Source organism: Paenibacillus pinihumi DSM 23905 = JCM 16419 (assembly GCF_000422505.1).
Lineage (GTDB): Bacteria > Bacillota > Bacilli > Paenibacillales > Paenibacillaceae > Paenibacillus_D > Paenibacillus_D pinihumi.
The window spans coordinates 209657-223073 of sequence record NZ_KE383865.1 but is presented as its reverse complement, the minus strand read 5'-3'; the positions used below and the strand labels follow the sequence as shown (position 1 = coordinate 223073).

Annotated in this window: 14 protein-coding genes; 2 read left to right on the top strand and 12 right to left on the bottom strand. The window is 50.6% G+C overall.

Features of this window, described 5'->3' with window-relative positions:
- Positions 1 to 65 precede the first annotated feature (65 nt).
- A complete protein-coding gene (nrdR, locus tag H583_RS0121035; protein ID WP_028562211.1) occupies positions 66 to 545 on the bottom strand; it encodes a transcriptional regulator NrdR in 480 nt (159 codons plus the stop codon).
- 139 nt (positions 546 to 684) lie between these two features.
- Here nrdR and H583_RS0121030 point away from each other — a divergent pair, with 139 nt between their 5' ends.
- Positions 685 to 903: an alpha/beta-type small acid-soluble spore protein gene (locus H583_RS0121030; protein ID WP_028562210.1), complete on the top strand. Its 219-nt coding sequence runs from the start codon at positions 685 to 687 to the stop codon at positions 901 to 903.
- A gap of 158 nt (positions 904 to 1061) precedes the next feature.
- Here the strand turns inward: H583_RS0121030 and H583_RS0121025 are convergent, their stop codons facing one another.
- The 11 genes from H583_RS0121025 to H583_RS0120970 all read right to left on the bottom strand — a co-directional run bounded on the left by H583_RS0121025 (position 1062) and on the right by H583_RS0120970 (position 12307).
- Positions 1062 to 1631, bottom strand: coding sequence for a lytic transglycosylase domain-containing protein (locus tag H583_RS0121025; protein ID WP_342663543.1), 570 nt, complete (start codon positions 1629 to 1631; stop codon positions 1062 to 1064).
- On the bottom strand, positions 1628 to 2224 hold the full coding sequence (gene coaE, locus H583_RS0121020) for a dephospho-CoA kinase (protein WP_028562208.1): 597 nt from the start codon (positions 2222 to 2224) through the stop codon (positions 1628 to 1630). The genes H583_RS0121025 and coaE overlap by 4 nt, the downstream gene beginning before the upstream one ends.
- A gap of 62 nt (positions 2225 to 2286) precedes the next feature.
- Positions 2287 to 3021, bottom strand: a complete 735-nt coding sequence (locus H583_RS0121015) for an MntP/YtaF family protein (RefSeq protein WP_173477012.1) — start codon at positions 3019 to 3021, stop codon at positions 2287 to 2289.
- 106 nt (positions 3022 to 3127) lie between these two features.
- The gene (mutM, locus tag H583_RS0121010) at positions 3128 to 3997 is read right to left on the bottom strand and encodes a DNA-formamidopyrimidine glycosylase (protein ID WP_028562206.1); all 870 of its coding nucleotides are present in this window, start codon (positions 3995 to 3997) and stop codon (positions 3128 to 3130) included.
- A 67-nt stretch (positions 3998 to 4064) separates the two neighbouring features.
- Positions 4065 to 6731, bottom strand: coding sequence for a DNA polymerase I (gene polA / locus H583_RS0121005; RefSeq protein WP_028562205.1), 2667 nt, complete (start codon positions 6729 to 6731; stop codon positions 4065 to 4067).
- A gap of 344 nt (positions 6732 to 7075) precedes the next feature.
- Positions 7076 to 7735 carry a phosphate signaling complex protein PhoU gene (gene phoU / locus H583_RS0120995; RefSeq protein ID WP_028562204.1) on the bottom strand — a complete coding sequence of 220 codons (660 nt, stop codon included), beginning with the start codon at positions 7733 to 7735 and terminating at the stop codon, positions 7076 to 7078.
- A 17-nt stretch (positions 7736 to 7752) separates the two neighbouring features.
- Complete coding sequence (pstB, locus tag H583_RS0120990; protein ID WP_028562203.1) at positions 7753 to 8508, bottom strand: phosphate ABC transporter ATP-binding protein PstB; 756 nt, start codon at positions 8506 to 8508, stop codon at positions 7753 to 7755.
- A 14-nt stretch (positions 8509 to 8522) separates the two neighbouring features.
- Complete coding sequence (gene pstB, locus H583_RS0120985; RefSeq protein WP_028562202.1) at positions 8523 to 9290, bottom strand: phosphate ABC transporter ATP-binding protein PstB; 768 nt, start codon at positions 9288 to 9290, stop codon at positions 8523 to 8525.
- Between the two features lie 71 nt (positions 9291 to 9361).
- A complete protein-coding gene (gene pstA, locus H583_RS0120980) occupies positions 9362 to 10249 on the bottom strand; it encodes a phosphate ABC transporter permease PstA (protein WP_028562201.1) in 888 nt (295 codons plus the stop codon).
- Positions 10246 to 11142, bottom strand: coding sequence for a phosphate ABC transporter permease subunit PstC (pstC, locus tag H583_RS0120975; protein ID WP_028562200.1), 897 nt, complete (start codon positions 11140 to 11142; stop codon positions 10246 to 10248). Before pstC ends, pstA begins: the two co-directional genes overlap by 4 nt.
- A 196-nt stretch (positions 11143 to 11338) precedes the next feature.
- Positions 11339 to 12307, bottom strand: a complete 969-nt coding sequence (locus tag H583_RS0120970; RefSeq protein ID WP_028562199.1) for a phosphate ABC transporter substrate-binding protein PstS family protein — start codon at positions 12305 to 12307, stop codon at positions 11339 to 11341.
- Between the two features lie 184 nt (positions 12308 to 12491).
- On the opposite strand from H583_RS0120970, the gene H583_RS35495 reads away from it, so the two are divergent.
- On the top strand, positions 12492 to 13406 hold the full coding sequence (locus H583_RS35495; protein WP_081667420.1) for a LysR family transcriptional regulator: 915 nt from the start codon (positions 12492 to 12494) through the stop codon (positions 13404 to 13406).
- The last annotated feature ends 11 nt before the right edge of the window (positions 13407 to 13417 follow it).

The following is a 13417-nucleotide window of genomic DNA, read 5'->3' as shown; positions in this document are numbered from 1 at the left end:
TCCAAGCTCCACATATCAGCGGCAGCCTGGCGGCTTCTTCAACTTGCGGGTCACTCCGGCGGGCTTCACCCGTTATCATTGCCCGCAAGCGGGTGCTTGGACAACAGATTGTTCAATTCCTTCATAAACATATTAATATCCTTGAACTGTCTATACACCGATGCAAAGCGGACATAGGCGACTTCATCAATTGGATAAAGCTGCTCCATGACAATTTCACCAATCGCAAAGCTTTCCACCTCGGCCTGGGCTGTTGTGCGCAGCTCCTTTTCGACCTCGGACACAATAACCTCCAGCTTCTCGACGGAAACCGGCCGCTTCTCGCAAGCCCGGATCAATCCGCGCAACATCTTGTCACGGCTAAATTCCTCGCGGCTGCCATCCTTTTTAATTACGATCAGGGGCGTTTCCTCAATCATCTCAAAGGTCGTAAATCTTCTGCTGCAGCGCTCGCATTCACGTCTGCGACGGATCGATTTGTTTTCATTGGCGGGCCGGGAATCAAGTACCTTCGTACCGCCGTTATCACAATAGGGACATTTCACAGGTCATTTCCCTCCTTTTCCTATTCGTTTAGTTGTAAAAGTTTGTTAGGTTTTACCATGCTTTTTTATGAATCAATGTTGTATGAAGTCTGAAAATGCGGCACATAATACTGTTACCAACTGCAAGGAGGTGAACTAAATGAGCTCACAACGCAGCAGCAACCAATTGGTAGTACCTCAAGCTACTGCAGCCCTCGACCAAATGAAATACGAGGTTGCACAAGAACTGGGTATTACGATTCCACAAGACGGTTACTACGGTAACATGGCTACTCGTGATGCTGGATCCCTGGGGGGTTACATCACTCGTAAGCTGGTACAAATCGCCGAGCAATCTCTTGCCGGTCAATACAAATAATATCGTCTTTTTCGAAAGCTTTGGCTGTCCGCAACTGATATGCGGCGGCCAAGGCTTTCTTCAACTTGGAATCGATATGATCAGGCGCAATTTCATATCATCAACAATTAATTTAGCTTCAGCTCTAAACTGATCCGTCAACCGGTCGCCATATCAAGTTAAAGCACAGGGTATAACTCCTTGTATTTATTATAATAATAAATAACCTTCTGTACATAACGTCTTGTCTCGCCATACGGAATATGGTTGACGGTATCCAGCTCGCCGTCCCATACTTCCTCCTTCAACCAGCGGTTGACTTTGCCGGGACCGGCATTGTAAGCAGCGATGACAAGAGGCCTCTTGTCCTGAAATTGCTTTTCCAGTGACTTGATATACCAGGTCCCCATCTGAATACTGACATCTGCACGATGATGAACATCATCCAGCGTCACATTTGTAAAATTAGCCCTGGACACGATCCAGTCGGCCGTATCCGGCATGATCTGCATAATGCCAAGCGCCCCCTTGCGGGATTCGCGCCCAGTCTCAAAATTGCTTTCTGCACGGATGATCGCCGCCACCAGATAAGGATCAACCTCGTAATTCAGCGAGCTGGCTTTAATATCATCTATGTATTGAATGGGATACATCCATCTGCCCATCCATTCTGACCGGGCAAAAAGCAAAATCAGCAGTCCGACAAACAAAAGCAGCAGGACACGCTTTTTCCGGAAAAGCCTCATCATCGTATAAGGCGCTCCCACAGCGCATCAACCTGGTTTTTCGTTTCCTCCAGCGTGCCGCTGTTGTCAATGACCCAATGTGCCTGCTGTTTCTTTTGCTCAATGTCCATCTGTGCCTCAATCCGCTTGACTGCTTGTTCTTCTGCCATCTCCGGATTGCGGTTCAGCAGGCGAAGAAGCTGCTGTTCTCTTGGGACATAGACTACCACTACGCTATCATAGAGCTTGTCCTGTCCAGTCTCATACAACAGCGGCACATCAGCAAATATCGGCACTGATGGATACTTCTCCTCATGCCGTGCAATCCGCTCCCTCATCCTTGATCGAATGGCAGGGTGCAGGATTTGCTCAAGCTGCCGCCGCTTGTCCTCATCATTAAATACAATCGCCCCAAGAGCGCCCCGATTTAATGTTCCGTCAGCCTGAAGCACTTCTTGTCCGAACAAAGCAGCAATCTCACCGAGCGCAGGTTCACCAGGGAATACGACTTCCCTGGCGACTTGGTCAGCATCAACAAGCGCCGCCCCGCGCTGGACCAGCATCGTTCCAACGGTGCTTTTGCCACAGGCGATTCCGCCAGTTAATCCGATTTTCATGCTTCACCTCATTCCTGCAATATCTTGATTTGACCCGCCCTTAAATCTTTTTCTATTGTGTCCTATAACAGTTTGAAACAGCCCATTACAATAAGCACAACTCCCGGCAAAAAAGATAATGCCTTCATACGATGGGAGTAAGAAAATTTGAATCCGATCCGAATTCCCAAATAAAGAAACATCCCGCTCGAAACCGCGATCAGGAGTGCAGTCAGCAACGGGGGAAAACCAAGCAAAGCCGCACCCAGGCCAGCCCCGAAGGCGTCGAAGGAGAGCGCACAGCCGAGCAAAATTGCCTCGGATGGAGAAATAATGCCGGAACGGTCAACATCCGCTGCCTGGGGCGAGCGTAAAATTTGAATGACCAGACCCAGACTGCGCAGCTCCAGACTGAGCACCGTCGCACTTTGCTTAATGGCTACAGGACCCGCAGCTGCACTGATGCTCTCCCTCACCGTCTCCGCTTGCTCTCTAACAGTTCCGCCTTCAACAAAGTCTGGCATTTCATCTGACTGCTCCGCCCGTTTGTTGCGGAAAAAGTTAACCAAAGAAGCCACGCCGATCCCAATCAAAATCATGGCGCCGATCAGCCCTGCTATATGCGGCGAGATATAATCCGCCATCCATTGGCCAAACAGCATTGATAACAAAATAATAATACCCGAACAGCCCGCAATAATCAGAATCGACAAACCCGGAATACGGATTTGCCGCAAACCGTAGGTTACCCCGACGCCAAAGCCATCCAGACTGACCGCAAAGGCCAGCAGCAGCAGCGTGACAACATGCAACAGCATCGAATTCCCTCCTCATGCACAGCGCCCACATAGCGCCCATGTCTGGTAACATCATATGCCGGGAGGGCAATGCCGTGCATGGGGAGAATTGAACTGTCCGTCAAAATCAGTTTGCTTCCTGCTTTTCTTGTTTTCCGGCTTTTGGCCGCGGCAACGGCTGGCATTTCATACAAACATGGGTGCCTCTTCCGCCAACGACAGATTTCTCAATTGCATGGCCGCATTGCCTGCAATTTTCATTCTGGCGTCCGTATACCGCAAGCTGATGCTGGAACATCCCCATCTCGCCCTGGCCGTTCACATACGACTTGATAGAGGAACCGCCTGCTTCTACTGCACTGCCCAAAGTTTGTCCAATCGCCATGTGCAGACGCTCCCATTCCTTCGGCTTGAGCGTATTAGCCGTCCGCTCGGGATGGATGCCCGCCAAAAACAAAGCTTCATCTACATAAATATTGCCAAGCCCCACGATATATTCCTGATTGAGCAGCAGCGGCTTGATCTTCGTCGTCCTGCGTTCAAGCTTGGCGCGCAGCGCCTGCAGCGTAAATTCTTCAGAGAGCGGCTCAATGCCAAGCTTGTTCAGAGGAGGGAGCGAGAACTCCTCCCCCGGCTCAAATAAATGCATCGTGCCGAACTGTCTGACATCCTTATATCGAAGTTCAGTCCCGTCATCGAAATGGAATATGACATGCGTATGCTTTTCCACAGGCTCATCCTGCCTGTAGACGCCATACCTTCCTTCCATTCGCAAATGCGATACGAGAACCAGTCCATTTAACTGAATGAGTAAAAACTTCCCGCGCCGCCCGACGCCTGCGATCTTACGGCCTGCCAGCATCATCGCAAAAGCATCGCCGTCGCTGGGACGCTGAATTATTCTTGGCAGATTGACCGATACCCGCTCAATCGTCTTGCCTGCGACAAGCTCGATTAACGTGCGGCGGACGGTCTCCACCTCCGGCAATTCCGGCATTGTTGTTCACCTCTTGTTCATTCACAATGTTGCAGTTTTTTCTATAGTCCATTATACCTGATTACGGCTATTTCGTCTCATACCAATTGGTCCCGTAGCTTACATCTGCGCGCAGCGGAACATCGAGTGCGATCGCCCCGGCCATTACCTCTGGCACAAGCTTCTCCATGATGGCAAGCTCATCCTCCGGCACCTCGAACACCAGCTCATCGTGCACTTGCAGCAACATGCGGCTGCGCAGCTTTTGTTCGGCAAGCTTCTCGTCCATCCGTACCATTGCCAGCTTGATAATATCTGCCGCGGTTCCCTGAATAGGGGTATTCATCGCTGTACGCTCCGCGAATGAACGCAGATTAAAGTTCGATGCCTTGATTTCCGGCAAATATCTGCGCCGCTCCAGCAGTGTTGTCACATAGCCGTCCTGGCGTGCTTGAGCGACAATATCATCCATGTACTTTCTAACTCCCTTGAAGGCCGCAAAATACTGCTCGATAAACTGTGCCGCTTCCTTCCGGGTAATATTCAAGTTCTGGGACAGCCCGAAATCGCTTATTCCGTAAACAATGCCGAAGTTAACCGCCTTTGCCTGCCTTCTCATATTCGAGTCAACCTGATCTGCCGATACGCCGAACACATCCATCGCTGTTTTCGTGTGAATGTCCATATCGTTAATGAACGCTTCCTTCAAGCCTTCATCACCGGAAATATGCGCCAGTACCCGCAATTCAATCTGCGAGTAGTCTGCAGCGAGAATGTACCACCCCTGCTCTGACGGCACGAAGGCTTTGCGGATTTTGCGGCCTTCCTCCAGCCGGATCGGAATGTTCTGAAGGTTCGGGAACTGGCTGCTGAGACGGCCTGTTGCCGCAATTGTCTGGCGGAAGTACGTATGCACCCTGCCCGTCTCCTTGCGGATCTCCTTCAGCAAGCCCTCCACATAAGTCGATTGCAGCTTTGTCAACTGGCGATAGTGCAGAATAGAAGGAATGATGCCGTGATACGGCTCCAGCTTCTCCAGTACATCCGCATCCGTCGAATAGCCTGTCTTTGTCTTCTTTATAACCGGCAGACCCAGCTTGTCAAACAGCACTTCCCCAAGCTGCCTGGTAGAGCCGATATTAAACTCCATGCCTGCGTATCGGTATACCTCATTCATGGATGAGGTTATTTTGCCTTCGATCTCCTGCCCGAGCTGGCCGATCGTATCGTTTTTGACCACGATCCCCTGCTTCTCCATGCCAGCCAATATCGAGGACAAAGGCAGCTCCAGCTCATAGTAGAGGCGGTGCATGCCGCTCTCTTCCAGCTCCTGTGCCTGCAACGGAGCAAGACGGCGCACCGCATCCGCCTTGCGGGCCAAATGGGCATGGAGAATCTCCTGTCCTGGCACCTTAAATTTGGCTCCCTTGCCGTATACCTCTTCATCCGCCGGCACATGAGGCAGCGAATAGCGGGCAGCCAGACCGTTCAAGGTCTGCCCGGAATCAGACGGGTCCAGCAGATAAGCCGCAAGATGCACATCGAATGTTGTGCCTTTCAGCTTGATGCCGTTCCATGCAAGCGCCAGCTCTGCCTTATGCATATCATAGCCTTGCTTCTCTTGATGCTCATCCTCCAGCCACTCTCTGACAATCGTACCTTGCGCGGATAACAACAGTTCAGCAGGCACAACATACGCCTTCGTCTCTGTTGCCAGAGCTATTGCGAGCAGCTCGGCGTGATGCGGATTTTCACCGGTCGCTTCAATGAGTACAGCCCTCACCTGATTCAGCTCATCAGCCAGCCTCGAGATCCCGTCGGCATCAATGGATACCGTCTCGATTGCCGCTTCCTGTCCCTCTCCTCCATCTCCGTCCGCATGACCTGCGCTGCCGGACGGCAGATCGAGCCGTTCCAGCAATGACTTGAATTCCAGCTTGCGGAACGCCTCAGACAATTGCTGCGGCAAATAGCCGTTATAGGCCATCTCGTCGATACCCTGTTCAAGCGGAACCTCACGGAAAATCGTCGCCAGCTTTTTGCTCATCAGCGCTTCTTCCCGGTGCTGCTCGACCTTCTCCTTCATTTTGCCCTTCAGACTTCCGGCATTGGCAAGCACGTCTTCAACGGTCCCGTATTCGTGGAGCAGCTTGAGCGCCGTCTTCTCGCCGACACCCGGAATGCCCGGAATGTTATCAGAGGCATCCCCCATCAAGCCTTTAAGATCAATAATTTGCTGTGGCGTCAGATTGTATTTCTCCCCGACTGCTTCCGGCGTAAACCGGTCCACTTCACTGACCCCTTTGCGGGTAATCGCAATGGTGACATGATCTGAGGCGAGCTGCAGCATATCCTTGTCTCCGCTGACGACCAGCGTCTCTGCACCGTTCTCGTCTGCCATCCTGGTCAGCGTACCGATAATATCATCAGCCTCATAACCGCTCAGCTCGTATTGTGCAATGCCAAAGGCCTTCAACAGCTCTTTGATCAGCGGGAATTGCTCGGACAGTTCCGACGGCGTTTTCGCGCGTCCGCCCTTATAATCCTCATAGCCTTCATGGCGAAACGTAATTTTGCCCGCATCAAAAGCCACCATCATATGTGTCGGCTTCTCTTCTTCCAGAAGGCGGAGAAGCATCGTTGTAAACCCGTATACCGCGTTCGTATGCAGACCCGCTGAATTGGTCAGCGGCGGCATCGCATAAAATGCGCGGTTCGCAATACTGTTGCCGTCAATCAAAATCCATTTATCCATAAGGGACACCTCACCCGTCAACTTGTCTACAACTATAATACCATAGACACCGCCCAAAACCGTAATTTGCCCCGTCACAACTGAATTTAATGAGAAGGTTTTAATGCTCTTTGGGGTTGAATTGTCTAGTGTTTTTTCGAACCTCCTGCTTTTCATCCGTGAAGCTGATTACTCCCATTATAAACAAACCGTCCTGACTAATGTCTCCGTCTCTAAAAGCTCTGCTGCAAAATCTAAACACAAAAAGCCACTCTCCAATCCATATAGGAGAATGGCTTGATGCCAGGCAAAAGGCCGATCGTAACGTAAAATAAGATTCAGCTTCAATAAGAAAAGCAGATAGCCTAATCGTTCAAGTCCGGACGTTTGCCTGTCACCAGATAGACAACGCTCTCGCCAATATTTGTCGCATGGTCAGCGATACGCTCCACGTAACGGCCAACGAAGCTGAGCAGCATCGCTTGGGATATCATATTCGGATTTTGCGTCATCAACGTGAACAGCTCACGCAAAATTTGGCTGTACAGGGCGTCGACGTTATCATCGTCATTCGCCATTTTGTAAGCCAGATCAATATCCTCGTGAATATAGGCCTGAATCGATTCATAGATCATCGTCTGCGAGATGGCAGCCATCCTTGGAAGATCAATCAGCGGCTTGATCAGCGTCTCGCCTTCCATCCGCAGAACAACCTTGGCGATATCAACCGACAGGTCGCCCATACGCTCCAAATCACTTGCCATCCGGAAAGCTACCAGCACACGCCGGAGGTCCTTGGCGACCGGCTGCTGGGTGGCAATCAGCTTCGCGCCGACCTCGGAAATTTGATCCTCAAGACGGTTCAGCTCCGGGTCCTTCTTGATAATCGCTCTGGCGCTCTCCTGATCGAGCTGCTCCAGCGCTTTCATTGCATCATGAAGCACCGTCTCAACACGGCTGCCCATCTCAAGCAGCATCGATTTTAACTGCTCCAGCCCATCATCCAAATCTTTACGAACGATCATCTTAAAATCCCTCTCCTTTACCCGAATCTTCCCGTAATATATTGCTCGGTGCGGTGATCGACCGGAGTGGAAAACAGCTTTTCCGTCGGGGAGCTCTCAACTACTTCTCCGTTCAGGAAGAAAGTCGTATAATCCGACACACGGGCCGCCTGATGCATGTTGTGCGTAACCATTACAATCGTATAGTCTTTCTTGAGCTCCTGAATCAACTCTTCGATCTTCAAGGTTGAAATCGGGTCAAGCGCGGAAGTGGACTCATCCATCAGCAGCACCTCCGGATTCACCGCAAGCGCCCTGGCAATGCACAGACGCTGCTGTTGGCCGCCGGACAATCCCAGTGCAGATTTGTGCAGGTCATCCTTTACTTCGTCCCACAGCGAGGCGCCGCGCAAGCTTTTTTCCACGATCTCATCCATTTCCTTCTTGCCCGGCTTCCGGTGAAGGCGCGGACCGTAAGCGACATTCTCATAGATCGATTTCGGGAATGGATTCGGCTGCTGAAATACCATCCCGACCCGCTTGCGCAATTCCTCGACGTCCATCCCGGGGTCATAAATATTCGTGCCGGACAGCTTGATTTCTCCCTCTACCCGGACGGAGCTGATCATATCGTTCATCCGGTTGAGCGTACGCAGGAAGGTCGATTTCCCACAGCCTGACGGGCCGATCAGCGCATTGACTGAACGCTCGGGAACCGTGAGCGATATTTTTTTCAGTGCGTGAAATTCGCCGTAGTGAAGCTGCAGCTCCTTAACCTCGAATTTGGTTGTCATGATTGTCGCCCCCTTTAACCGAATCGTCCCGAGATATAGTCATCTGTCTGCTGCTGGGACGGATTAGTGAACAGCTTTTGCGTGTCATCATGCTCGATGAGATCACCCATATAGAAAAACGCTGTTTTATCCGATACCCGGGCCGCCTGATGCATATTATGCGTGACGATAATAATACAGTAGTCCTGTTTCAGTTCGGTAATCAGTTCCTCGATTTTCGCTGTGGATACCGGATCAAGAGCCGAGGCCGGCTCATCCATCAAGATAATCTGCGGCTTGACCGCAATGGAGCGTGCAATGCACAGACGCTGCTGCTGGCCGCCGGAGAGGGCAAGCGCTGACTGGTGGAGACGGTCCTTGGTCTCTTCCCACAGTGCCGCTTTGCGCAACGAGCTTTCTACAATCTCATCCAGCTGCTTTTTATTTTTGATGCCATGGTAACGCGGACCAAAGGCAATATTTTCGTAGATCGATTTGTGGAACGGATTCGGACGCTGCCAGACCATCCCGATTTTCTGTCTGAGCAGCACGACATCGACACGGGGATCAAGGATGTTATCCTCCTCAATCCATATTTCACCCGTCACCCTGGCGCCGCTGATAAGATCATTCATCCGGTTCAGGCTGCGCAGGAAGGTCGATTTCCCGCAGCCTGACGGGCCGATCAGGGCCGTAACCTGTTTCTTCTCAAAATCAAGCGATATATTGCGAACTGCCTGTTTACTGCCATAATAAACGCTCAGATCTTTTGCCGACAGTCCAAGCTCCTGAGTTGCTTGCATACAAGACCCTCCTGACGATACTCTTTACTTCCACTTCTTCACATTTTCCTTAACTACACGTTTACTGCCTCTTACTTGCTGGCAGTCAGTTTTTTGTACAGGAAGCGTCCAAACCATCTGGCTGTAAAATTGAACAGCAGTACGACAATGACGAGTACAGCCGATGCCCCTGCTGCAATCTGCGCGGCATCCGGCGCCAGACCTTCACTGTTGATCTTCCAGATATGAACCGCCAGCGTCTCTGCCGGACGGAACGGGTTAAGCGGTGAAGTCGGACTGAACGGATTCCAGTTCGTAAAATCAAGCCGCGGCGACGTCATCCCTGCTGTGAACAGCAGTGCAGCCGCTTCTCCGAATACACGTCCGGAAGCAAGAACAGTTCCGGTAACAATTGTCGGAAGCGCAATCGGCATCATCACGCTCGTAATCGTCTTCCAGCGCGACAGGCCAAGCGCAAGACTCGCTTCCTTCTGTTCACGCGGCACGCCGCGAATTGCCTGCTCCGTAATCCGCACCATCAGCGGCAGGTTGAACACTGTCAGCGCCAGCGCGCCGGAGAACAGGGAGAACCCGAGTCCGAACAAGTTTACGATAACGAGCAAGCCGAACAAGCCGACCACAATAGACGGGAAGGAGGACAATACTTCGACAATGAGCCGGATAAAGTCCGTCAAGCGGCCCGGCTTTGCATATTCACTCATATAAATGCCGGCTCCGATTCCAAGCGGAACCGTAATCATCAGTGTCAGGACAAGCAAAAAGAGCGAGTTGAACAACTGCGGGCCAATTCCGCCCCCGGCCTTGATCGTCTGCGGAGCTGAAGTAAGGAAATCGAAGCTGATATGTCCGATACCACGCACCAGTATGAAACCGAGCAAGCTTGCAAGCAGCGCAACGATAAAGACTGCAACAGAGATGATGACACCAGTGGCAATGCGGTCCGCTGTTTTGGCACTCATACTTTCGATCTCCTTTCCAGCCATCTGACGATAAATACGAATACGAAGGTCATCGCCATCAAAATAAAGGCAAGTGACCAGAGCGCGCTATTATGCGGCGATCCCGAGACGGTATTCCCCATGCTGAGCGTAATGACACTCGTCAGTGTCGAGGTCGATTCGAACAGCGACTTGGGGATATGCGGCGCATTACCGATTACCATCTGGACAGCCAGCGCTTCACCAAATGCCCTGGAGATCCCCAGCACCACCCCTGTTAATAGAGCAGGCAGTGTCGTTGGCAATATAATGCGGTAAATCGTCTGCCAGCGTGTCGCACCAAGCGCGTAGGAGCCTTCCTTGAGGCTGTTCGGCAAACCGGCCAGCGCATCAGCGGCAATGGTCGTAATCGTAGGCAAAATCATAATCGATAATACGATCGAGCCGGCTGCAATCCCGATCCCTTGTCCCGGGAATACATCCCGCAGGAAAGGTACAAGCACACTCAGTCCGATAAAGCCGTATACAACAGATGGAATACCGGCCAGCAGCTCAATAACAGGCTGCAAGTAGCGGCGTCCCGCACCAGGCATAATCTCCGTCATGAAGATCGCTGCACAAATGCCGAGAGGTGCTGCGATGAGTGCTGCCAGAATCGAGGTTGTGAATGAACCGACGATAAACGGCAAAGCGCCAAAAGCAGGCGGGCTTCCTTCCGGAGCCCACTTTAATCCGGTAAGAAAATCCAGTACATTTACATTAGGCAACAAAAACGTGCCGATCCCTTTAGATGCTACGAAGTAAACCATCGAAAAAATGGTAACAATCAGAAAAAAGATACAAAGCAGCGTGTAAATTTTCCCTACCCATTCCTCAGCAAGATGAGGTTTGACCACTCGTTGTTTATCCTGCATAGGCAGCAAACCCTTTCATTCATAATTCAGTCATGATGTGTTCACGTTAGCTTCCCGCTAAGGGCCTTTTCTTCAAAAAGAAGCAGACCATCTCCACCTCAAACCGGGTCTCTCTTTCGACTTGTTGAAGTCCGCGGGGATGATCTGCCCTATTTGCTTCTATATAATTACCAAATCAGCTTACAGGTTCATCAGCTTACTTTTGTGTTACCGTTCCTTTTACATCACGTGAGATTTTCATTTTGGATGCAGGAATGTAACCCAGCTCAACAACATCATTATCTTGAACTTCAGGGGAGATCATGAAATCCAGGAACGCTTTTACAACCTCGTTAGGCTCGCCTTTTGTATACATGTGCTGGTAAGCCCATACCGGATATTTACCGTCTACTACGTTTTCTTCTGTTGCATCTACACCGTCATATTTAATTACTGTAACGGTTTGATCCAGGTAGGACAGAGCCAGGTATCCGATTGCGCCAGGTGTTTCTGCAACCAGCTTCTTAACGTTACCGGAGGACTCTTCCTGAATTGCTTCCGGCAGATCCTCAGTGCTTTGTCCAAGCGCATATGTTTCAAACGTTTTACGGGTACCGGAGCTTGCAGGACGGTTGACCAGAACGATCTTTTGATCTGCTCCGCCAATCTCTTTCCAGTTCTTCACTTTGCCTGTAAAAATGTCAACCAGTTGTTGTTTGGTCAAGTTGTCTACACCTGCTCCCGGGTTCGCAACAGCTGCCATTGCAACTACACCTACTTGATGGTCAACAAGACCTTCAGCTTTGCTTGCATCAGCATCTTTGAATTTCTCTTCTGCGAAAATATCCGAGTTACCGATATCTGATTGTCCTTCTGCAACTTGCGTCAAGCCTGTACCGCTTCCTCCGCCTTGCACCAGAACTGTAATTTTGCTGTATTCAGCTTTTTCCATGAACTTTTTGGAAGCTTGTTCAACGAGCGGTTGAAGAGCTGAGGAGCCTACTGCCAAAATGGAGCCTTCAAGCTGCTTCGTATCTGTTGGTGTATTTTGTCCGCCGCTTGCTCCTTGGCTTGCATTGTTTCCTTTATCCCCTGTTGTATTGCTTGGTGTGTTCTTACCTCCGCCACAAGCTGCAAGTGTAAAAGTCAATACAATTGCCATTAACAATAACAAGCTCTTTCTCATTTCAAACGTTTCCCCTTCCGTGTTCCTGCTTTTTATTATTTACAGGTCTTATTGTAATGGAAACAAATTAATTCAATATTTTCGTTTTGTTAACGGAGCAACAAAAGATTTATAGGATATTGAATAATTTTATATGGTATCATAGAATTATTCTATAAATTGAAAATAGAAAGTGCGGAATGTAATGAGCATATTAAGAATGCGGATAATTGTGCTGATCGGGAAGCTAAAGAAGGTGACTGCGGTCGCTGAATCTTTGAATATGAAGCAGCCGACCGTCAGCTTTCATATGAAGAAACTTGAGGAAGAATGGGGAGCCAAGCTGTTTGAGTTAAAGACCGGTAAAGTGATGTTTACAGAAGCGGGCAGACTGCTTCATCATTATGCCCGGCAAATCGTCAGCAGTGCAGATGAAGCGGAAAGACGCATGCAGGAATTGAACAGCACCTCCCGCAACAGGCTCGTTATCGGATGTCCCGACGTTATAAGCCAGACTTTATTCGACCGTCATTGGTTCGGCGGGGCGACGGCTGACTTGACCCAACAATTTGCAATCGCCGTTCAGACCGGTGAGACCGAATATTTAATGGAGCGGATGCTTGCTGGAGAAATTGATCTGGTCCTGTCGGGTAAAGCAGGGCATATGGAGGACCAGGCATACACAGAGGAAATGGAATACAGAGGGAAACTACTGGCCGTTCATTCAGAGCAGCTTGTGCAATTACCGTTGTCTCTGCTCCTGCCTGCTGCCCACCCCCTGATGGGGGTGGAGTCTGTCAAGCCGTCCGATATCGCCCACTATCCGTTGATCGCGTTTGGCGAGCCTTCCATACAAGCCGCCATTGCGGCCTGGGAGGCAGACGTCCAGCTATCGTTGCGTCCTGTGATGGAGCTGGATCAGACGAGCCTTGTGATCAAGGCTATTATGGAAGGAATGGGGCTTGCCATTGTCCCTGAGCGGATTGCAGCCCAAGAATCCGGGCTTGTGACACTCCCGCTGCCGGGAGAAGCACCGCCTTGGAACATTGTCGCTTCCTGGGCGCATCATCATTGGAATCCGCCGCTAGTGCGCAAAGCCATTGATCTGCTGAAGCCTTAGCCAATGCTGCT

Bases quoted from the DNA above. Each gene is read 5' to 3' on its own strand.
- H583_RS0121030 (WP_028562210.1), top strand. From the start codon at position 685: ATGAGCTCACAACGCAGCAGCAACCAATTGGTAGTACCTCAAGCTACT.
- H583_RS0121025 (WP_342663543.1), bottom strand. From the start codon at position 1,631: ATGATGAGGCTTTTCCGGAAAAAGCGTGTCCTGCTGCTTTTGTTTGTC.
- coaE (WP_028562208.1), bottom strand. From the start codon at position 2,224: ATGAAAATCGGATTAACTGGCGGAATCGCCTGTGGCAAAAGCACCGTT.
- H583_RS0121015 (WP_173477012.1), bottom strand. From the start codon at position 3,021: ATGCTGTTGCATGTTGTCACGCTGCTGCTGCTGGCCTTTGCGGTCAGT.
- mutM (WP_028562206.1), bottom strand. From the start codon at position 3,997: ATGCCGGAATTGCCGGAGGTGGAGACCGTCCGCCGCACGTTAATCGAG.
- polA (WP_028562205.1), bottom strand. From the start codon at position 6,731: ATGGATAAATGGATTTTGATTGACGGCAACAGTATTGCGAACCGCGCA.
- phoU (WP_028562204.1), bottom strand. From the start codon at position 7,735: ATGATCGTTCGTAAAGATTTGGATGATGGGCTGGAGCAGTTAAAATCG.
- pstB (WP_028562203.1), bottom strand. From the start codon at position 8,508: ATGACAACCAAATTCGAGGTTAAGGAGCTGCAGCTTCACTACGGCGAA.
- pstB (WP_028562202.1), bottom strand. From the start codon at position 9,290: ATGCAAGCAACTCAGGAGCTTGGACTGTCGGCAAAAGATCTGAGCGTT.
- pstA (WP_028562201.1), bottom strand. From the start codon at position 10,249: ATGAGTGCCAAAACAGCGGACCGCATTGCCACTGGTGTCATCATCTCT.
- pstC (WP_028562200.1), bottom strand. From the start codon at position 11,142: ATGCAGGATAAACAACGAGTGGTCAAACCTCATCTTGCTGAGGAATGG.
- H583_RS0120970 (WP_028562199.1), bottom strand. From the start codon at position 12,307: ATGAGAAAGAGCTTGTTATTGTTAATGGCAATTGTATTGACTTTTACA.
- H583_RS35495 (WP_081667420.1), top strand. From the start codon at position 12,492: ATGAGCATATTAAGAATGCGGATAATTGTGCTGATCGGGAAGCTAAAG.